The sequence below is a fragment of the Dactylosporangium sucinum genome (assembly GCF_014647515.1).
Taxonomy (GTDB): domain Bacteria; phylum Actinomycetota; class Actinomycetes; order Mycobacteriales; family Micromonosporaceae; genus Dactylosporangium; species Dactylosporangium sucinum.
Genome location: NZ_BMPI01000103.1, coordinates 1 through 19,101 on the forward strand (window position 1 = coordinate 1; position 19,101 = coordinate 19,101).

General features: G+C 72.8%; 19 protein-coding genes. 9 read left to right on the plus strand and 10 right to left on the minus strand.

What is annotated here, in order from left to right:
* Positions 1 to 452 precede the first annotated feature (452 nt).
* Complete coding sequence (locus IEZ31_RS51905) at positions 453 to 1,169, plus strand: CPBP family intramembrane glutamic endopeptidase (RefSeq protein ID WP_229837159.1); 717 nt, start codon at positions 453 to 455, stop codon at positions 1,167 to 1,169.
* 47 nt (positions 1,170 to 1,216) lie between these two features.
* Positions 1,217 to 1,609: a hypothetical protein gene (locus IEZ31_RS51910; RefSeq protein ID WP_190257580.1), complete on the plus strand. Its 393-nt coding sequence runs from the start codon at positions 1,217 to 1,219 to the stop codon at positions 1,607 to 1,609.
* Between the two features lie 149 nt (positions 1,610 to 1,758).
* Here IEZ31_RS51910 and solA read toward each other — a convergent pair whose 3' ends face one another.
* Positions 1,759 to 2,895, minus strand: coding sequence for an N-methyl-L-tryptophan oxidase (gene solA, locus IEZ31_RS51915; protein WP_190257581.1), 1,137 nt, complete (start codon positions 2,893 to 2,895; stop codon positions 1,759 to 1,761).
* 54 nt (positions 2,896 to 2,949) lie between these two features.
* Positions 2,950 to 3,558, minus strand: a complete 609-nt coding sequence (gene rpsD, locus IEZ31_RS51920) for a 30S ribosomal protein S4 (protein ID WP_190257582.1) — start codon at positions 3,556 to 3,558, stop codon at positions 2,950 to 2,952.
* 43 nt (positions 3,559 to 3,601) lie between these two features.
* On the opposite strand from rpsD, the gene IEZ31_RS51925 reads away from it, so the two are divergent.
* The 3 genes from IEZ31_RS51925 to IEZ31_RS51935 are packed head-to-tail and all read left to right on the plus strand — an operon-like array spanning position 3,602 to position 7,906.
* The gene (locus IEZ31_RS51925) at positions 3,602 to 4,312 is read left to right on the plus strand and encodes a DUF2470 domain-containing protein (RefSeq protein WP_190257583.1); all 711 of its coding nucleotides are present in this window, start codon (positions 3,602 to 3,604) and stop codon (positions 4,310 to 4,312) included.
* Positions 4,313 to 4,336: 24 nt separating this feature from the next.
* Positions 4,337 to 6,079: a potassium channel family protein gene (locus IEZ31_RS51930; RefSeq protein ID WP_190257584.1), complete on the plus strand. Its 1,743-nt coding sequence runs from the start codon at positions 4,337 to 4,339 to the stop codon at positions 6,077 to 6,079.
* Positions 6,080 to 6,109: 30 nt separating this feature from the next.
* The gene (locus IEZ31_RS51935) at positions 6,110 to 7,906 is read left to right on the plus strand and encodes a glycoside hydrolase family 15 protein (RefSeq protein WP_190257585.1); all 1,797 of its coding nucleotides are present in this window, start codon (positions 6,110 to 6,112) and stop codon (positions 7,904 to 7,906) included.
* On the opposite strand, the gene IEZ31_RS51940 is transcribed toward IEZ31_RS51935, so the two are convergent.
* The 3 genes from IEZ31_RS51940 to IEZ31_RS51950 all read right to left on the minus strand — a co-directional run bounded on the left by IEZ31_RS51940 (position 7,888) and on the right by IEZ31_RS51950 (position 10,421).
* Positions 7,888 to 8,397: an endonuclease V gene (locus tag IEZ31_RS51940; protein WP_190257586.1), complete on the minus strand. Its 510-nt coding sequence runs from the start codon at positions 8,395 to 8,397 to the stop codon at positions 7,888 to 7,890. The genes IEZ31_RS51935 and IEZ31_RS51940 overlap by 19 nt on opposite strands.
* Positions 8,394 to 9,647 (minus strand): MFS transporter, encoded by a 1,254-nt coding sequence (locus tag IEZ31_RS51945; RefSeq protein ID WP_190257587.1) that lies wholly within the window; start codon positions 9,645 to 9,647, stop codon positions 8,394 to 8,396. The genes IEZ31_RS51940 and IEZ31_RS51945 overlap by 4 nt, the downstream gene beginning before the upstream one ends.
* 93 nt (positions 9,648 to 9,740) lie before the next feature.
* Complete coding sequence (locus IEZ31_RS51950; protein ID WP_190257588.1) at positions 9,741 to 10,421, minus strand: hypothetical protein; 681 nt, start codon at positions 10,419 to 10,421, stop codon at positions 9,741 to 9,743.
* Positions 10,422 to 10,496: 75 nt separating this feature from the next.
* Between IEZ31_RS51950 and IEZ31_RS51955 the strand changes: the two genes are divergently transcribed.
* Positions 10,497 to 10,751 (plus strand): hypothetical protein, encoded by a 255-nt coding sequence (locus tag IEZ31_RS51955; protein ID WP_190257589.1) that lies wholly within the window; start codon positions 10,497 to 10,499, stop codon positions 10,749 to 10,751.
* Here IEZ31_RS51955 and IEZ31_RS51960 read toward each other — a convergent pair whose 3' ends face one another.
* Complete coding sequence (locus IEZ31_RS51960) at positions 10,752 to 11,012, minus strand: helix-turn-helix domain-containing protein (protein WP_190257590.1); 261 nt, start codon at positions 11,010 to 11,012, stop codon at positions 10,752 to 10,754.
* 54 nt (positions 11,013 to 11,066) lie between these two features.
* On the opposite strand from IEZ31_RS51960, the gene map reads away from it, so the two are divergent.
* Complete coding sequence (gene map / locus IEZ31_RS51965) at positions 11,067 to 11,834, plus strand: type I methionyl aminopeptidase (RefSeq protein ID WP_190257591.1); 768 nt, start codon at positions 11,067 to 11,069, stop codon at positions 11,832 to 11,834.
* 111 nt (positions 11,835 to 11,945) lie between these two features.
* On the opposite strand, the gene IEZ31_RS51970 is transcribed toward map, so the two are convergent.
* From IEZ31_RS51970 to IEZ31_RS51985, 4 genes are read right to left on the minus strand one after another with little or no spacing between them, the layout of a single operon-like run.
* On the minus strand, positions 11,946 to 13,511 hold the full coding sequence (locus tag IEZ31_RS51970) for a hypothetical protein (RefSeq protein WP_190257592.1): 1,566 nt from the start codon (positions 13,509 to 13,511) through the stop codon (positions 11,946 to 11,948).
* A 28-nt stretch (positions 13,512 to 13,539) separates the two neighbouring features.
* Positions 13,540 to 14,382, minus strand: coding sequence for a hypothetical protein (locus tag IEZ31_RS51975; protein ID WP_190257593.1), 843 nt, complete (start codon positions 14,380 to 14,382; stop codon positions 13,540 to 13,542).
* Positions 14,379 to 14,831, minus strand: coding sequence for a hypothetical protein (locus IEZ31_RS51980; protein ID WP_229837160.1), 453 nt, complete (start codon positions 14,829 to 14,831; stop codon positions 14,379 to 14,381). Before IEZ31_RS51980 ends, IEZ31_RS51975 begins: the two co-directional genes overlap by 4 nt.
* Before the next feature lie 5 nt (positions 14,832 to 14,836).
* On the minus strand, positions 14,837 to 17,374 hold the full coding sequence (locus IEZ31_RS51985) for a winged helix-turn-helix domain-containing protein (RefSeq protein WP_190257595.1): 2,538 nt from the start codon (positions 17,372 to 17,374) through the stop codon (positions 14,837 to 14,839).
* Between the two features lie 345 nt (positions 17,375 to 17,719).
* On the opposite strand from IEZ31_RS51985, the gene IEZ31_RS51990 reads away from it, so the two are divergent.
* Positions 17,720 to 18,361 carry a hypothetical protein gene (locus IEZ31_RS51990; protein WP_190257596.1) on the plus strand — a complete coding sequence of 214 codons (642 nt, stop codon included), beginning with the start codon at positions 17,720 to 17,722 and terminating at the stop codon, positions 18,359 to 18,361.
* 182 nt (positions 18,362 to 18,543) lie between these two features.
* Positions 18,544 to 18,942 (plus strand): hypothetical protein, encoded by a 399-nt coding sequence (locus IEZ31_RS51995; RefSeq protein ID WP_190257597.1) that lies wholly within the window; start codon positions 18,544 to 18,546, stop codon positions 18,940 to 18,942.
* Positions 18,943 to 19,101 lie beyond the last annotated feature (159 nt).

Consider the following 19,101-nt stretch of genomic DNA (forward strand, 5'->3'; position numbering starts at 1 on the left):
TCTTCGCGGCCGAGGGCTCGGAGTCCTCGCACGCGGCTGAGTTCTCGAACCTGGACGCGCTGCGTGAGTCCTTCCAGGCGGAGTTCGCCTCGGGCACCGAGCTGCACACCGGTGGCCACCCGGGCCTCGCGTCCAACTGACCCACCCGCCAGCACGATCTTCCGGATGGCCGGCCCTCTGCAAAGAGGTGCCGGCCATCCGGCGTTCGCGCCCGCGACCCGGTCCGGCAGCATCAGCGCTCCCGCAGGTACGTGGCCGTCGTGGTGTGCTCCGTTCGGCCCAAGCCCGACCACGAAGCGGAGCACTCATGACCACCGCTGGGTGCGCTGCCCGGTGCCTACCTCGGCCCGATCACGGCCGCATTCGTCGTGACGGCCCGGACCGAAGGCCGGTCCGGACTGCGCCGCTGGGCGCGGCGGCTGGTCCGGTGGCGGGTCGGGGTGTGGTGGTATGTGGCGATCGTCGTCGGAGTGCCGGCCGTCGCGATCGTGGCCACGCTGCCCCTGCCGGGTGCCTGGGCGGACGTGCGACCGCCCACGCTGATGGTCCTCGCCGCGTACTTACCGGTGCTGCTGATGCAGGTCCTCACCAGCGGGCTGGCGGAGGAGCCGGGCTGGCGGGACTTCGCGCAGCCGAGGCTGCAGGACCGGTTCGGTCCGTTGACCGGTTCGCTGATCCTCGGGCCGCTGTGGGGCGCGTGGCATCTGCCGCTGTTCTTCAGCGACTGGGCTGGCTGGCCGGATGTGCGGTGGTCGATGGCGGTGGAGTTCGTCGCTAGTTCGGTGTTGCTGAGCATCGTGCTCACGTGGGTGTTCAACCGCACCGGACAGAGCCTGCCGGCCGCCATGGTGCTGCACGCCAGCGTCAACACGGTCTTCTCCCTGCTCTGGCCGGCGATGTTTCCGTCCTTGGACGTGTTCGGCGACTCGCTGCACGCGATGATGATCGGGGCGGGTGTGACGGCGGTGGTGTTGCTCGTGGGGACTCGGGGGCGGCTTGGGCACCGGGGGAGTCGCGCGGCCGTTGCCGAAGGAGCTGCGGAAAAGGCAGCCGCAGGAGGCGAGGGAGCGCCAGCCGAGGGACGCGAGGGAGTGCCAGCCGCGGGAGCACAGGGAGGGGTCGCCGGGGTGGCACGTTTCCGGGATTCTCTTGATCCGGCCGGCGAATAACGTTCTTGGCAACGGGAACGAACGATCCGAGTCAGGGAGATAGAGAAATGAGCGACATGGAATACGGGACGTACGAGGCCGGGGCTGAGAGCGGCGAGCTGGAGCACGTGCAGGAGGCCTCGGGCAGCGAGGCGGACTACAACAGCGACTTCGCCGTGTACGAGCAGGACACCGAGTCGGCCGAGTCGACCGACTTCCAGCAGGGCCGCCACGTCGAGTTCGAGGACCCGTCGGGTGCTCGCTACGAGGAGACCGAGTTCACGAACTACAGCCACGACCAGTACGACTCGAACCACATCTTCGCGGCCGAGGGGTCGGAGTCGGCCCACACCGCGCAGTTCGTGGAGCTCGACGCGCTGCGGGAGCAGTTCGCTTCGAACTTCGAGGCGGGCACCGTGTTCCAGGGTGACGCGGGTCAGCTGGGCGCTGCCTCGGCCTGATCCAGTGCTACCTGATCTGCCTCTGGTTGAGGCGTCGGTCGAGCAGGCAAGCCTTCCGGATGGCCGGCCCCGCACAGGGGGCCGGCCATCCGACATTGACGAACCGACCGCGGGCGTCGAGAGAGCCGGCGGCAGGAGTTGAGGGCCTTCTAGAACGAGCGGGTCGGGTCGAACAAGCCGATCGGGTGGGGCGTCGTGCCGGTCAGGGTCAGGTCCGCCAGGATCTCCCCGACCACGGGCACGAACTTGAAGCCGTGACCCGAGAACCCGCACGCCACCGTGACCCGTGCGTGCAGCGGATGGCGGGCGATCACGAAGTGCTCGTCGGGCGTGTTGGTGTACAGGCAGGTCTTCCCGCGCAGGAACGGGCCCGCGGCCGCCGGGACGCGGGACGACAGGTGGTCGGTGATGAACGCGATCTCCTCGTCGTGGATCGTCCGGTCCACCGCGTCCGGTGACGTCGTCCGGCCGCGGCGGAAGAAGGCCACCTTCACGCCGCCGGACGGGCCGTCCAGGGCCGGGAAGCCGTACACCTGCGTGCCCGGCGGGCCCTCCCAGATGAAGATCGGCTGGGCCGAGGGGAGGAACGGCTCGATGCCGCCGATGGGGTCCAGGAAGAACTGCACCTGGCGCTCGACCGCGAACGGAATCCCGAGATCGGCCAGGAGCGTCGGGGCCCAGGCGCCGGGGCAGACGACCAGCGCGCCGGCCGAGTACGTCGCCGTCGCCGTGTGGACCTCGACCGAGGACGCGCCGGCGGACCAGGACAGGACGGGTGAGTCGAACAGCAGCGTCGCGCCGGAGGCGGCGGCCAGCGAGAGGGAGGCCCGCACCGTCTCCTCCGGGCGCAGGAAGCCGGCGTTCGCCTCGTAGAGGGCGACCTCGTGCGGGGCCGGGCGGAAGAGGGGGAACCGGCGGCGGAGGTCGGCGGCGGAGAGCATCTCGTGGGGCAGGTCCCACTGCAGCGCCGAGGCCAGGGTGCCGGCGACCGTGACCGACGACGGGTCGCCGATGAAGAGGCCGCCGGTGAGCGTCATCAGGGAGCGGTCCGAGTCGCGCTCCAGCTTCTCCCACAGCTCGTACGCCCGCAGGATGAGCGGCACGTAGGCCGGATCCTCGAAGTACGACTGCCGGGTGATCCGCGACCCACCGTGCGAAGAACCGAGGTCGTGGGCCGGACCGAACCGCTCCAGGCCCAGCACCCGCTGCCCGCGAGCGGCGAGATGGTACGCGGCCGAGCTGCCCATGCCGCCCAGGCCGACCACGATGACGTCGTACGTTGCCATACGCAATGGTCACCACGGCGCCCGGGCGAAGCAAGGAGCGGCGGGCACGCAGACCTAGCGGCTGTAGAACTCCACGACCAGCTGCTCGTCGCACAGCACCGGGACCTCGGTGCGCAGCGGCAGCCGGATGAGCCGCGCGGTCAGGCCGCTGACGTCGACGTCCAGGTACGGGGCGGTGCGCTCGCCCACGTGCGCGCCGGCCGCGGCGACCACGAACGGGGTCTTCTGCCGGCTGCGCTCGGCGACGGAGATCACATCGCCCGGCCGCAGCCGGAACGACGGCCGGTCGACGCGCTTGCCGTTGACGTTCACATGCTGGTGGGTCACGACCTGCCGGGCCTGGTAGATGGTCCGGGCGAACCCGGCCCGCAGCACCAGCGCGTCGAGCCGCAGCTCCAGGTCGATGATCAGCTCCTCGCCGGTCTTGCCGGGGCGGCCGGCGGCCCGGTCGAACGCGGCCCGCAGCTGGCTCTCGAGGATGTTGTACTGCGCCTTCAGCCGCTGCTTCTCCAGGAGCCGGACCTTGTAGTCGCTGACCTTCGGCCGGCTGCGACCGTGCTGGCCGGGCGGGAACGGGCGCCGTTCGAAGTACTTCACACACTTCGGCGTCAGCGCGATGCCGAGCGCCCTCGACCGCCGGACCTTGGGTCGTGACTGGTTCATTCCTCGCCTCTCCACTAAGGTAAGCCTAACCTTAGGAGGTCGGATGTCCGGTATCAAGCTCCCCACCGCCGCCGAGCGCCTGCGTTCCCTGCTGGCCGCGGCGTCCTCGCTGACGCTGCACGTGCCGGGTCACCGCTGTGACCTGGTCGGCCGGCACCGGATCGACCAGGCCGGCCGGATCGTGCTGGAGCTGCCCGACGACAGTCATGCCGCGCATCTGGTACGGGCTGAGCCCGACCTCGCGTCGGCCCTGGAGCTGACCGATCTGGCCGCCACCCCGGTGGTCGCCACCGGCACCGGCCGGGTGCGCGCCCGGGCCACCTTCTCCGGCTGGCTGACCCCGACGGCGTCGGACGCCGGCGAGCTGCTCGCGGTCATGGAGCTGGGCGCGGCCGCCCTGCAGGACCCGGCGTTCGGCCCGGACGAGGTCGACGTCGAGCCGGCCGAGTTCGCCGCCGCCCGGCCCGACCCGCTCGCCGAGCACGAGGCCGACCTCCTCTGCCACCTGCTCAGCGCGCATCCCGACGCCGTCGAGCGGCTCTCCCGCCTCATCCCGCCGCATCATCTGCACGGGGTACGGCGGATCCTTCCGGTGCGAATGGACCGCTTCGGACTCGTTCTCCGGCTGGAGTTCGCCAGCCGTGCGCGAGACGTTCAGCTAGCTTTCACGACCCCGGTCCGACACGTCACGGAGGCCGGCGATCGCATGCAAGACCTGCTGGCAAGGGCTCGATGCTGCCGCCACGGACACTAGCGTCCCGTCGATACGATCTCGGGCGTGCGCAAGTTCGTCGTCTGGGGTGACAACGCACTCGCCCGCCGGCTGGTCGGCGAGCTGATCAACACGTACTCGGCCCAGGTCACCGTGATCGTGCCGGCGTTGACCGGCAACCAGGCCCCGGAGATCGCGGCGATCCGCGACGAGGACGACCCCGAGCACGGTCCGGTCATGATCGAGGCCCGCACGACGACGACCGCGGTCTTCGAGGCGGCCGACCTCACCGACGCCGACGCGATCGCGTTCGTCGGCGCCGACGACGTGGCCAATGTGGACGCCGCGCTCGTCGCCCGCGAGGTCGACCCGCACATCCGCGTGGTGTTGCGGATGTTCAACACCGTGCTCGGCGCGGGCGTGACCGAGCGGCTGGTCAACTGCGCCGTCCTGTCGGCGTCGGAGATCGCCGCGCCGGCCTTCGTCGCCGCCGCGCTGGGCGACAACGCCCCGACGTCGATCCGGCTGAGCGACGGCCAGCAGCTCATGGCGGTCGACCGGGCCGACGCCAACCCGTCGGACGTCCGCGCCGGCCTGGCGGTGACCGCCGAGGGCGAGAGCCTGCCCGCCGACGACGAGCGGGCCGACCTGGTCCTCGTGAGCGTCTACGGCCAGACCCGGGTGAAGCGCCGCCGCCCCAGGAGGCATCCGCTGCGCGCGTCGCGGCTGCTGTTCAGCGGCGGGCTGCGTCGGGTGCTGCTGGTCGCCCTCGCGGTGCTCACCGCCGGCACGGTCGCCGTCGCGGTCGTGCGGCACGTCAGCCCGTGGCGGGCCGTGTACCTCACGCTGCTCACCGCCCTCGGCGGCGCCGACCCCAACCTCGAGGACTCCGTCCTCGTCCAGGCGGTGTCGCTGGCCCTCGTGCTGGCCGGCGTCGCGCTCATCCCCGCCCTCACCGCGGCCGTGGTCGGCGTGCTGGTCAAGGCCCGCTTGGCGATCGCCGCCGGCGGCCTCGCCGAGCCCGTCTCCGACCACGTCGTGGTGGTCGGGCTGGGCAACATCGGCACGCGCGTGCTCCGCGAGCTGCACGACCAGGGCATCGACGTGGTCGGCGTCGACCGCAACGAGCAGGCCCGCGGCGTGCAGGTGGCCCGCGACCTGGGCATCCCGGTGATCATCGGGAGCGCCAACAGCATCGACACGCTGCGCGCCGCGTCGGTGGCCACCGCCCGCTGCCTGGTCGCCGTCACCACCGTCGACGTCAACAACCTGGAGGCGGCGCTCATCGGGCGGGACCTGGCCCGCCAGGCCGACCCGGCCAAGAAGCTGCGGGTCGTGCTGCGGCTGTTCGAGGAGGACTTCGCCCGCCGGATCAAGCAGGCGTTCGACATGAACCTGTCCCGCAGCGTCTCCTACCTGGCCGCGCCCGCGTTCGCCGCGTCGATGGTCGGCAGCGAGGTCATCGACACGATCCCGGTCGGGCGGCGGGTGCTGCTCGTCGCCGAGGTGCCGGTGGGGGCCGGCTCGCAGCTGGAGGGCAGGTACTTTCGCGACGTCAGCGAGCCGGGCCTGCTCCGGCTGGTCGCCGTCCAGACCGGCCGCCCCGGCATGGGTGTCGGCGTGCAGACGTTCTGGGCGCCCGAGCAGAGCCGCTGGCGGACCCTCGACCGCACCCAGACGATGATCGTCGTCGCCACCCGGGCCGGGTTGGTCGCGCTGCTGGAGCGGGCGGCCGGTGTGCAGAACCCGCCGCCGTTCCACCCGCCGTCGGCGCCCCCGCTGCTCGCCCCGAACCCCCGCGGCGGGTGAGGCGGGGGGCCGCCTCCCACCGTTGGAGGTATGGAGTACTCCCCGATCGAACGGCACGGGATGATCGGCGACCTGCAGACCGCCGCCCTCGTGGCCGATGACGGCAGCATCGACTGGTTCTGCACGCCGCGCTTCGACTCCCCGAGCCTCTTCGCCTTCCTCGTCGACCGCTCGGCGGGCGGCTACTGCCGGCTGCGGCCGGAGCGCGACGACTACGTGGTGCGCCAGTTGTACCTCCCGGGCAGCGCGATCCTCATCACCCGCTTCATGAGCCCGGAGGGCGTCGGCGAGCTCATCGACTTCATGCCGGTCACCGGCCGCGAGCCCACCGACCGGCACCGCATCGTGCGCATCATGCGCCAGGTGCGCGGCACCGGCCGGTACATCTTCGAATGCGTTCCGGGTTTCGACTACGCCCGCGCCGACCACGAGGTGGTCGAGCACGAGGCCGGGTGGGAGTTCCGCAGCCCGGCCGGCCGCCTCACGCTCAACCCGGCCGGCCACGACAAGATCCGCGACGTGCGGCAGGTCGGCCCCGGGGTGCGGGGGATCATCGAGGCCAACCAGGGCGACAGCGGGGCGCTGGTGCTGGAGACCGGGTCCGCCGACCCGCCGCGGTTGTTCTCCGTGTCCGAGGTTTGGCAGTTGTACGAGCAGACGCGCGACTTCTGGCGGGGATGGGTGGGCCGGTCGCGGTACCGCGGACGCTGGCGCGAACAGGTCGAGCGCTCCGCCATCACGTTGAAGCTCATGACCTACGCGCCCACCGGCGCGCTCATCGCGGCCCCGACGGCGGGCCTGCCCGAGCTGGTCGGCGGGGAGCGCAACTGGGACTACCGGTTCACCTGGATCCGCGACGCCTCGTTCTCGGTCCATGCCCTGCTGGGGCTCGGCTACCGCGAGGAGGCCCAGCAGTACCTCGGCTGGCTGCGCGACCGGCTGGCCGGCGAGACGCCGCCGCGGATCATGTACCGCGTGGACGGCGGCGTCGACCTCGTCGAGGAGTCGCTCGGCCACTTCGAGGGGTACCTCGGCTCCACCCCGGTGCGCATCGGCAACGATGCCAACGGGCAGCTGCAGCTCGACATCTTCGGCGAGGCGATGGACTCGGTCTACCGGGCCGCCCGCAGCGGCCTGCACCCGGCGTACGAGGGCTGGAGCGGGCTGTCGGCCATGGTCGACTGGCTGAGCGACCACTGGGACCAGCCCGACGACGGGATCTGGGAGGCGCGCAGCGGACGGCAGGACAACACCTACGGCCGGGTCATGTGCTGGGTGGCGTTCGACCGCGCGATCCGGATGTCGCTGACGCTCGGCCTGCCCGCCGACACGCATCGCTGGGTGCGGGCCCGCAACGCGATCTACGAGCAGGTCATGACGAAGGGCTGGGACGCGCAGCGGGAGACGTTCACGCAGCGGTACGGCAGTCCCGTGCTCGACGCGGCGCTGCTGTACCTGCCGCTGGTCGGGTTCGTGGCGCCGAGCGATCCGCGGTGGCGCTCGACGATGCGAGCCATCGACCAGCATCTGGTCTCCGACAGTCTGGTGTACCGCTACGACCCGGTCGCCTCCCCGGACGGCCTGGCGGGTGCCGAGGGCACCTTCTCGATGTGCACGTTCTGGTACGTCGACGCGCTGGCCCGCTGCGGCCGCCTCGACGAGGCCAGGCTGACGTTCGAGAAGATGCTCACGTACAGCAACCACGTCGGCCTGTACTCCGAGGAGATCGGCCCGACGGGCGAGCAGCTCGGCAACTTCCCGCAGGCGTTCTCGCACCTGGCGCTCATCAACGCCGCGGTGCGGCTGGATCAGGCGATCACGGCGTGACCGCGGGCGAGCGCGTCCACCCGCCGAAGGGCGTCGGGCATGCGGTGCGGCCCCGCCATGCGGGCGACGATGCCGGCGGCCCGGTCCCTTGGCAGGCCGATCGCGGTGACGTACAGCGGGCGATCGGCGCCGCCGCGCCGCACCTCGACCGCGTGGGTGGCGGTGCGGAACGCCGTCTTGGCGACCCCGATGACGGGGATGCCCAGCGCGTCGTGGACGTGGGCGCCGAGGCCCGGCCGCCCGTCCGGGTCGAGGTCGACGTAGCCGTCGACGACGATGAGCTCCAGGGGAGCCGTCCCTTCGAGCACGGCCCGGAGCGCCGGCAGCTCGCGCTTGTAGAAGGCGCCCGGCTCGTACGGCGCCACCTCGTCGAGCCACCGCACCCGCTCCTCGACGAGCGTCGCGAAGGTGGGGTCGTCGGCGACCACGAGGGCCGCCCGGCCACCGCCCCCGTCCGGGTACTGCACGTCGACCGCCCCGCTCCGCGTCACGGCGGTAGTTTGGCATACGCGGCCTCGACGGTCGCCCTGTTGAACACCCGCCAGCTCGCGACCGCGACCACGGCGGCGACGACGAACCCGACCCAGTAGGGCGCGGTGATGCCGAACGCGCTCGCGAGTGCGCCGCCGAACAGCGCGCCGACGCTGTTGCCGGCCGCCGCCACGAAGATCATGACGCTGCCGGCCCGGCCGAGCAGCTCGGGCGGCGTCAGGCGCTGCCGCAGTGAGCTGCCGACGATCCCCCACAGCGTGCCGTGCACGCCGAACAGCACGAGCACCGGCCCGATCACCCACGCCTCCCGCGACGCGGCGAGGGCGAGGTGCATGCCGGCCTCGATGAGCAGCCCGATCCGGATCGTCCAGGTGGGCCGCACCCAGGCGATGATCCGGTCGCCGACCACCGAGCCGATGACGGCGCCCGCGGCCATCGCGGTGAACAGCAGCCCGTACCCGACCTCGTCGAGCCCCAGCCGGTCGCGCGCCAGGAGCACCAGCACCGAGGTCGCCGCGGTCAGCGTGACGTTGAGCAGGGCGATGAGCCCGACCATCGTGCGCAGCAGCCGCTGCCCGGCCAGCCAGCGGAACCCCTCGACGATCTCCCCGCGGAACGACCGCTTCCTCGCCGTCGCCGTCGGTGCGACCCGGTAGCTCCCGCCGATCGACCACAGCAGCAGCGCGCTGGCGGCGTAGGTGGCGGCGTTGGCCAGGAACGGGGAGCTGGCCGCGACCACGAACAGGAAGCTCCCGAGCGGCGCCGCGACGACGTTCTGGGCGAGCATGAGCCCGCCGAAGAGCCACCCGTTGGCCCGTTCGAGCTGCTCCCGCGGCACGAGGTCGGGCACGACGGCCTGGCTGGCGACGCGCATGACGATCTCGCCGGCGTTGATGACGAAGAGCACGGAGTACAGCAGCCAGACGCTCCTGACCCCGCCGAGGACGGCCGCCCCGAGCCCGAACACGGCCGCGGCCCGCGCCCAGTCGAGCACGATCATGAGCTTGCGCCGGTCGACCCGGTCGGCGAGCGCACCGCCCGGCAGCGCGAACAGCAGCCAGGGCAGCCAGGCCACGGCCGAGGCCGCGGCGACGCTGAGCGGCGAGTCGGTCTGGGCCGCCACGAGCAGCGGCGCGGCGACGGTGGTCAGCCCGCTTCCGAGCGCCGAGGTCGTCCCGGCGGCCCAGAGCTTCCCGAACCGGCCGCCGAGGCTCGCCGACGACCGGTCATCGACCAACGCTTCGGTCATTCGCGCGAATCTACCCGTGCCGGCGACCGCAGGGGCGCCCGCGGAGACGGCTGGGTTCGGATGCGGCGGCGTGGAGCGGGAACCCGCGATGACTCAGCGGCGGTGCATGGGGCGCGGGAGCATGCCCGCCAGCGTCGCCACCGTGTCCACTGTGGACTCGATCTGCCGGGGCGCCGTGAAGGGAGCGGTCAGCAGGCAGATCAGGCGGTTGTGGTGGATGCTGAAGTTCCAGTCGCCGCGGGCCGCCATCGCACCCGCGATCGGGCGGTCCAGCAGGTGCGGGGCCGTGCCGGGCGCCGGGGCGTCCACGCGGAACCAGTCGTCGAAGGCCGGGACGCCGCTGCGCCAGGCGCCCACCGGGAGCAGGCCGCTCGGGCGGCGGATCACCCGCACCGGCCCGCCGTGCGGTGCGGGGAGCTGGGTGACCACCAGGCCGCCGCCCGGGTACCGGCTGAGGTCGGTGCCCTCCATCGCGACGCTCACGTCGGCGACGTACACCGGGAGGCCGCCGGCCAGGCCCGCGTACGACCAGGTCACGAACAGCTCCGTGGGCGGGGCCGGCGGGTGTTCGAGGTGGTAGGCCGACCACAGCCAGGAGACCTCGCGGGTGACGTCCGGCGGCGGGTTGCCGGCCGCCTGCCAGCCCCGGCGGAAGGCGAGGTCGGCCGCCGGGGGACGGGTTGGAGCGACGGTTCGGGTCGGTCGGCGCAGCAACATGACAGCCACCAGGATTGCCAGGGCCCCGCCAACGGAGGCCAGCACCACGTACGACACCAGAGCACCTCCGGCTTCGCCACGCGCAGGATAGGCCTGGTAGATGTACCGCACGCGAACGGCCGAGGAGGCTGCGTGGAACTGGAGTTTCCCGACTTCACGACGCCGGATCCGCTCGATGGGCATCGATCCTGGACTGCCCGGTTCGACAGTTTCAACCAGCGGACCGACGACCTGTACTACGTTGTGAGCATTCACGAAGACGGGCGGGTTGTGCGCCGCTTCGTGGTGAACGTCTGGCCGTGGGAAGACCTCGCCGCGGCACTGCGCCGGCTCGCGGCGGGCGGGGTGACGAACACGGACTACCCGGGGTACAACTTGGGGTCCTGATCAGGCGACGCGGGCCTCGTCGGTGGTCAGCGCCGAGGCCAGGGTGGTCAGGTCGAGGCCCAGCACCCGGGCGAGGGCGGCGACGGTGAAGAACGCCGGGGTGGCGATCGCGCCGCGCTCGATCTTGCGCAGCGTGTCGAGCGAGATGCCGGCCTCCAGCGCCACCGCGGCGGCGCTGCGTCCTCCCCGGGCCTGCTGGAGCAGGCGCCCCAGCACGAGCCCGCGGTGCCGCTCGTCAGCGGTCAGCGGGTTACGCACCATGGCTCGATGATAATCCTGGTATTAGAATATTCGTAACGGAGGCGTGGAGGCGGCATGGTGGTACTGAAGACGGCGGCGGAGCTCGAGACGATGCGCGAGGCGGGGCGGATCGTCGCGCAGACCCTGCAGGCGGTGAGCGCCGCGGCCCAGCCCGGGGTGACGCTGCTGGAGCTCGACGAGCTGGCCCGCACCATGCTCGCGGAGCGCGGGGCGAAGTCGTCGTTCCTGCACTACCACCCGTCGTTCGCCCCCGTGCCCTATCCGGCCGTGCTGTGCCTCTCCGTCAACGACGCGATCGTGCACGGCATCCCCGACCGGCGCCGGCTCGAGGAGGGCGACCTGCTCTCGATCGACTTCGGCGCGCACGTCGACGGCTATCACGGCGACGCCGCCGTGACCGTCGGGATCGGGGCGGTCGACGCCGCCGCCCGGCGGCTCTCCGACACGTGCGCCGAGGCGCTGGCCGCCGGCATCGCCGCGGCGATGCCGGATGCGCGGATCGGCGACATCGGGCACGCGGTGCAGACGGTGTGCCGCGCGGCCGGGTATGGGATGCCCACCGGCTACGGCGGCCACGGCGTCGGCACCGCCATGCACGAGGACCCGCACGTGCCCAACGAGGGCCGGCCCGGCCGCGGCCTGAGCCTGCGCCCGGGGCTGGTCATCGCGATCGAGCCGATGGTCATCGAGAGCGGCTCCGACCGGCACCAGCTGCTCCGCGACGGCTGGACGGTCTCGACCGTCGACGGATCGCGGGCCTCCCACTGGGAGCACACGGTGGCCATCACCGACGACGGCCCGGTCATCCTCACCGCGCCCTAGCTCCGCCGCCGCCTCGCGTCGATCTTGCAGTTGTGGTGCCGGGACACTCCGGAAATGTCCCGGTTCATCCACCACCACAAGTGCAAGATCGACGCGAGGGGGCGTCGGGGGTCAGCAGGGGGACGGGAAGCCGTCGAGCAGGTTCTTGTCGTAGAGCAGCACCGCGTACTTGCCCAGGTCGTGCCGTTCGACCCAGGGGCCGAACTGGGCCTGGGCCTGCTCCGGTGTGCCGTAGTAGGGGCGGTCCAGCTCCAGCACGACGAAGCGGGCGTCGTGGTCGATGTTGTACATGTCGCGCTTCGCCTGCCAGCAGTACGGAAGCAGCTTGTCGCCGCCGCCCACGACCGGCGCGACGGTTACCTTCCGCTCGGTCGTGACCGTGATGTTGTTCGACATCCAGTAGGCCCCGAGGCCGTACCGCAGCCCGCGCGCCTCCAGGAAGTCGGCCACCTCCTGGCCCTCCGAGCCGGGGGCGCGCGGCGGGCTGTAGGCGACGAGGCAGACGGTGAACGCGACGAGCACGCCGACGAGGACGCCCCGCCCCCATTGCACGGCGCGGCCGGCCTCCTGCCGGGCGAGCCACGGCCCCGCGAGCCGGGCGGCGAGCACGGCCGCCATCGGCAGCACCGGCGCGATCAGGCGGGCGGCCATCAGGTCGACCGACAGCGTGGAGACGATCTCCGCGCCGAGGTTGCAGCAGATGGCGACCGCGAGGATCGAGTCGATCCGGTCCGCATTGCCGCGTATGGCCCGCCAGCCGGTGAGGAGCACGGCGCCGAAGGCGACCAGGAACCCGATCGCGTGCAGCAGCGACAGCGTCAGCTCCAGGGCGGGCGGCTGCCAGCCGGGCCGGTGGGTGCCGAAGATGACCCCGACCATCCGGGCCGTCATCCACGCCCGGTCCGGCCACTCGCCGACCGGGGACAGCTCGATCGGCGGCTTCGGCGCGTGGAACCCGTCGAGCTTCTCGTGCAGCAGCCACAGCCCGGCGTGCGACAGCAGGATCGAGACCAGCCCGGCGGCGACGAGCGTGAGGTCGCGGACCCGCTCGGCGCCGCGGCTGCGGAGCGCGCGCAGGGCGCACACGACCATCAGCGGCACCGCGCCGACGAACGTGATGAGGTTGTCGCCGATCGCGCCCCAGCCGAGCACGACCGCGACGATCGCCGGCATCCAGCGCTTGTCCGTCAACCGGTCGACCGCCCACCACGCGAGCAGCAGCGGGACCGCCGTGCCGGTGTGATTCGGGGAGGACAGCAGCGTCTGGTATCCCGTCCCGGGCACGGGCAGCAGCAGGACGGCCAGCACGACGCCGACCCGGAACCACGCCTCGCGCCCGGTCGCTCGCCCGCGAGCCAGCGCGGCGGCGAACAGGACGATCAGCACGTAGGTGAGCGCCGCCGTCACGTGGACCTGGTCGGCGCTGACGCCGGTGACGTACTGCACCAGCCCGTACTGCACCAGCTCCGTCGTCCAGAAGGACACGTCGGACAGCGTCCAGCCGGTCAGCAGCGGGTTGCCGTGGAACATGTCCCAGGCCTGCAGCGCGTTGCTGCCGCCGTCGCCGTTGATCGGGAACGCGCGCGCCATGCGCAGGTAGGCCAGGAACAGCCCGGCCGCCACCACGGCGACGCCCAGTCCGACCAGCAGCCTTCGATGAAGGTGATCCCCACGCACCACGGCAGGGTAGCCGAGGGGGGTTCTTTCACTCGAATTCGTCGGCGAGGTCCCGATACGCGGCAAGTACGGTCTCCGTGCGTTCCGTGAGCGTGGCGGCCGGCTCCTCCGGTCCGCGCTCGGGCCGGGTAGCGATCGATCCGAGCAGGGCGTCGGCGGCGGTGACCCGCATCTTCGCCCGCGTCTGCGCGGCCCGGTAGTCGAGGAAGTCCTGGCAGAGCCCGGCCAGCTGGTGCAGCCGCCCGGCCCGCCGGCGGATCTCGGCATCGACCTCGGTCAGCTTCCGGGTGATCTCGGCCTGACGGTCGGTGACCGCGGTGAACAGGCTGCCGGCGCCGATCGGCTCGCCGACCGAGTGGCGCAGGTCGCGGTCGGTGGCCCGTAGCCGGCCCCGCTCGGCCAGGGCCTGGGCGAGGTCCCACAGCGCCCGCTCCAGGATCGGGGTCGGGTCGGTCGGCTCGCCGAGGCGTTCGAGGGACGGCCAGGTCAGCCGGATGCGGTCGGCGTCGGCCGCCGCCGCCTCGAAGACGGTCTGGTCGCGGGGGTCGGTGAGGTACCGTCGCAGCGCCCGTCCCCGGCGGGTCGGCGTGGCCACCAGCATGTAGCCGACCAGCAGGAACATGGTGGCGGCGACCATCGCCAGGAACCCGCGCACGAACGCGGGCGGCCCGAACCAGTTGATCGTCAGCGCGACGGCGGCGGCCACGGTCAGGCCGCCCGCGTAGAGCGCGTGGATCCAGCCGTCGGCCGGCCAGAACGGGCCGCCCTTGCCCCGCGCGGTCTCGTCGCCGACGGTGCCGAGGGCCCGTTCGATCGCGGTGCCGCCGCGCCGGACGATCGCGACCCGGTGCCCCCGCAGATAGTCGATCATCGCGTACCGTCGATGCGCTGCAGGATCGTCGACAGGGTGCTCGCGGTCAGCAGGGCGGTGAGACCGCCCGGCACGCCGGCCAGGCCCGCGCCGAACAGCACGGCCGCGCCGAGCGCCGGCGGCGAGAGGGGGCCGAGCCAGCCCGGCAGGTGCTGCGCCGAGACGCCGACGAGCGTCATGAACGCGGCGGTGGCCAGGCCGAACAGCGGCGCGAACGGCTGCTGGACCAGCCCGGCGAGCGTGGCCGCCAGCAGTACCCCCAGCAGCGGACCGAGCCAGGGAAGGACGGTCAGCAGGCCGACCACCGCGGCCGCCACCTGGGCATGGGCCACCCCGCTCATGTTCAGCGCGACCCACGCCACCGTGGCGGCCAGCGCACCCCAGACGCAGCGGTGGGTGGCGGCCGTGGCCGGGCCGGAGTCCGGGTCGAGGACCCGGACCAGCGCCACCCGGCTCACAGCAGTCGCAGTTCCCGCGCACGCTCGACGGCCTCGCGCCGGCGGCCGGCGTGCAGCTTGCGGTAGATGTTCTTGACGTGCGTCTTCACCGTGTTGACCGAGACGTACAACGTCGACGCGATCTCCAGGTTCGACATGGTGCCCTGGAGGTACCGCAGCACGGTGAGCTCCCGCTCGGTCAACGGCTCGACCAGGCTCCCGTCCCCGCCGCCGCGAGCGCCGCCGGCCAGCGGCGACGAGCCGGCGGCGAGTTCCGCGGCGAGCGGGTGGTACACGGGCAGCAGCGGCGCGAAGTTGGCCAGCAGGTCACGCACCGGGTGCCCGCCGACCAGGAACGGACGGCGGAAGCTCTCCTCCTCGGCGATGTCCAGCGCCGTCTCCAGGCCGCGCAGCACCCGGTTGCGGTCGCCGAGCGCGCGGCCGGCGAGCGAGGTCAGGATCGCGGCGTGGACCGTCCAGGTCAGCGCGGAGTCCGTGGACGGCGTCGCGAACTGCGCCGCCGTCGACGCGGCCGCCGCGGCCTTGCCCTCCACGAGCGCCGCCGACGCGTCCACGCACGCGGCCCAGCCCGGGAACACGTCCGGGTCGCCGCCGGTGGCGACGAGCCGGCGCGCGGCACCGAGGTCGCCGCCGCTGATGCGCAGCTCGGCCTCGGTCAGCGCGAGCGCCCGCTCGACCGACGGCGCCAGCGGGGCACCGCCGAGCTCCCGGCGCGCGGTGTGCAGCACCTCGAGCGCCGCCGCGAGCCGTCCGGCGCCGTGGCGCAGCTTCGCCCGTACCGTGGCGATCGCCACCAGCAGGTCCGGGTCGCCCGCCGCCAGGTCGAGGCCCTCGTCCAGCAGCCGGTCGGCCTCCTGGATGCGGTCCCACTCGCCGTACACGCTGGCCAGGGCCATCCGCACCCAGCCCAGGTCGGTCGCGTCGGTGATGCCGAACCGGTCGGCCGTCACCAGCGCCTGGCGGCCCAGCCGGGCGGCGGCCCGCAGCCGGCCGCGGGTGGCCTCCAGAACCGCGAGCTGGCTGGCCGCGCAGACCTGCGTCTGGGCCATCCCGGCCCGCTGCGCGAGCACCAGCGCGCCGTGCAGCGGGGCGCCGGCGGCGGCGAGCTCGCCGAGCCGCAGGCGGGCCTCGCCCTCGTCGAGCATGGCCAGCGCCCGCACCTCGTCGGTGTTGGCGTGCAGCTCCGGCAGCGCGGACAGGGTCCGCCGGGCGTCGCCGGCGAGCCAGGCCTCGGCCGCGGCGAAGCCGGCGAGCATCGGGTTGCCGGCGTCGCGGTCGCTGCGGCGCAGGAAGTCCCGCGCGCCGTCGAGGTCGCCGACCCGGAGGCGCTCTGCGGCGAACGCGAGCACGAGCCGCGGGTCGGCGGCCTCCTCGGCGCCCGGCGCGTGCGGCGCGGCCTCGTGGGGCCGGTCGTACCGCACGCCGCCGACGATGTCGGGCCAGTGCTTCTCCAGCACCTCGACCGCCGTGGGCCAGTCCTCGGCGAGCAGCGCGTGGCGCATCGCCTCGGCCGGGATGCCGTACGTCGCGTGCCAGGCGGCCGCGCGCCGGTGCAGCTCGGGCACGCGCTCGGGGCTGCGGCGCAGCAGCTCGGCGTGCAGCGTGCGGGCGAACAGGGGGTGGAATCGGTACCACCCGCCGGGCCCGGCGTTGCGCGTGAGGAACGCGTTGGAGCCCTTGAGCTCGGCCAGCACCCGGGCGCCGTCGTCGCGGCCGGTGATCGCCTCGACCAGGCCGGCGTTGAGCCGCGGCGCGACCGCGGCCTCGAGCAGCAGCCGGCGCGTGTCGGGCGGCAGCGACTCGATGACCTCGCCGGTGAGGAAGTCGCCGACGGCCGTGCTGAACGCCCCGCCGTCGTCGAGCACCCGCTCGGGCTCCGGGTGGCCGCGCATCGCCATGGCGGCGAGCCGCACGCCGGCCGGCCAGCCCTCCGTGATCGAGTGCAGCTCGTACAGGGTCGCGCCGGGCAGCACCACGTCGTGGGCCGCGAGCAGCTGGGCCGTCTCGCCGATGGTCAGCGAGAGGTCGTTCGTGCGCATCTCGGTCAGCGAGCCGTTGACGCGCCAGCGGTACAGCGGGAGCGACGGATCGCGGCGGCAGGAGAGCACCAGGTGCAGGCGGCCCATCCCGTGCCGCACCAGCGCTTCGAGCTCGGCGAGCGCGTCCGCGTCGCTGATCTCGCGCACGTCGTCGACCACGACGATGTGCGGCCGCTCGAGCGCGTCCACGGCGCGGAGCAGGTCGTCGCCGTACCACTCGCCGGTCTTGTCGAGCTCCTCGTCGGGCCGGGTCGACAGCGCGCCCAGCAGCTGGCCGGGCACATCCGCGCCGTGTGCCGAATGGGAGGTCACCCATCGCACCACCGGCGACTCGCTGCCGTCACCGAGGCGTGCGGTGCGGGCCCAGGCGACCAGCGCCGCCGTCTTGCCCCACCCGGCGGGCGCGGTGACCAGCGTCAGCGGCGCGCGCACGGCGGCGTCCAGCTGAGCGATCACGCGATCCCGCATCACGTACCCCGGCGGCAGATCCGGCACCGCCAAACCTGACGGTGCGAATCCGCGGCGATCCTGCTGTACCAACGCTTGTGACACCCGTGCCCCCCGATTTCGCTGTCCCGGCTTCGCTTTCGGCTCTCCCGGTCAAACGTGACGAGCAAAGCACTGTGTGATCGGCTCGGGCCTCACCCGGGCTGGGTGGTCTTCCCTCACGTCGGCGGTCTATTTGCCTTGTGTAGCAACGGTTCCATCGACGCCGCTGCGCCGACACACCGCCCGCAGAAGGCTCACCCGGAACGGATGACGCGCGGTCACCACACCGGTCGGCAGCGTTCCCGCTATCGCCCGTCATTGTCGAACGGGCCGGGGAGGGGATGAGCGAGCATGAGCGCTCTTGTCGGCGAGATCGAGCTGCGCCCCGAGAACGGGTTCGAGCTGAGTCTCCGGGGCTACCATCGCGCACAGGTCGACCGGTACATCGCCACGATGCAGATGCGCCTGACGACGCTGGAGACCGAGCTGGCCTCGGCGCGCTACCGCGAGCAGCAGCTCGCCGGCCGGGTGGAGCGCCTCAACACGGAGCTCAAGCAGTGCACCTGCGGCGACGAGAAGTCCAAGCTCGTCGGCGGCCGGATCCAGCGCATGATCGAGCTCGCGGAGGAGGAGGCCGGCGCCCTGCGCGCCCAGGCCGAGCAGGACCTGGAGAAGGCGCGCACCGCCGCGGAGGCCATGCTGGCCGAGGCCCGCAAGCACGCCGAGGACGCGATGCGCGACTTCCAGACGGCGCTGTCGCAGCGCCGCACGGAGGAGGCCCGCGCGGAGGCCGCCCGCCGGGCCCAGTGGGACGCCCGCCGTCAGCGCCAGCGCGAGGCGGCCGAGAACCTCCTGGCCACCACGCGGTCGGTCGGCAACGAGAGCCTGCAGGTGACGCGCCGCCTCCTGGACGCGTTGACGGAGGAGCACGCGAAGATGGTCGCCGAGGTCGAGCTGGCGGAGAAGGAGATGGCCAACCTGTCCTCGGCGTGAGACGGCCCGCCCCGCCCCGCCCCGGGCCCCGGTCCCTCGTGGACCGGGGCCCTTCCGTTCGGCCCGGTGTCGTCGAGCCCCTCGGCGGCGCGGCAGGCGCCTCGTGGTGGCCGTTGTGCCGCCCGGCTCGGGCCCGCGTGGTCCCGCGAAGCGTCCGGCCGTCCGCGAGCGGGGGAGTGGCTGTGGTCGATGTCCGCGTGACGGCGGCGGCGCAGGACCTTCACCCGGCTCGGGTGACGACGCATCACTCTGATTGCCAGCAGGATTCTTGCCATGACGAGGCGAACGATGACTGCGCGGTGGGCCGCATGAGCGCCCCGCTGCCGGTGATCGGTGCGCCCGAACTGCGGGCGGATCTGACGGTGACTGCTGCACCGTCCACAGTGATCCGCCCGTTCCCGCCAGCCGCGGGCGTCACGTCGTCGGTGGTCCCCGACGTGATGACCCAGCTGGGTCGCTCGGTGAAAGCCGTTGAGCAGGGGGTACTCAGCGGTCCAGGAGTCAGCGGTGAACACGGCCCGCGTCCTGAGCACCGGACGGCCTTCAGCGAGGGCGGCGGGAGCCGATGGGTGGGCGGCTGATCCGGAGGAGGCCGCCCACCCATCGCAAATCGGTTTTTTCATCCCTTCCCTGATCGTCTGCACGACTTGGACGGCGCCCGAGGCGCCGGCGCGCTCCCAGGCCCGCGCCGGCGCCTTTGGCGTATCCGGGGGACGAAACCCGGGGAAGAAGAAAGAGCG

Coding starts and splice junctions, on each gene's coding strand:
- IEZ31_RS51910 (WP_190257580.1), top strand. CDS start 1,217: ATGAGCGACATGGAATACGGGACGTACGAGGCCGGGGCTGAGAGCGGC.
- solA (WP_190257581.1), bottom strand. CDS start 2,895: ATGGCAACGTACGACGTCATCGTGGTCGGCCTGGGCGGCATGGGCAGC.
- rpsD (WP_190257582.1), bottom strand. CDS start 3,558: ATGAACCAGTCACGACCCAAGGTCCGGCGGTCGAGGGCGCTCGGCATC.
- IEZ31_RS51925 (WP_190257583.1), top strand. CDS start 3,602: ATGTCCGGTATCAAGCTCCCCACCGCCGCCGAGCGCCTGCGTTCCCTG.
- IEZ31_RS51935 (WP_190257585.1), top strand. CDS start 6,110: ATGGAGTACTCCCCGATCGAACGGCACGGGATGATCGGCGACCTGCAG.
- IEZ31_RS51945 (WP_190257587.1), bottom strand. CDS start 9,647: ATGACCGAAGCGTTGGTCGATGACCGGTCGTCGGCGAGCCTCGGCGGC.
- IEZ31_RS51960 (WP_190257590.1), bottom strand. CDS start 11,012: ATGGTGCGTAACCCGCTGACCGCTGACGAGCGGCACCGCGGGCTCGTG.
- map (WP_190257591.1), top strand. CDS start 11,067: ATGGTGGTACTGAAGACGGCGGCGGAGCTCGAGACGATGCGCGAGGCG.
- IEZ31_RS51975 (WP_190257593.1), bottom strand. CDS start 14,382: ATGATCGACTATCTGCGGGGGCACCGGGTCGCGATCGTCCGGCGCGGC.
- IEZ31_RS51990 (WP_190257596.1), top strand. CDS start 17,720: ATGAGCGCTCTTGTCGGCGAGATCGAGCTGCGCCCCGAGAACGGGTTC.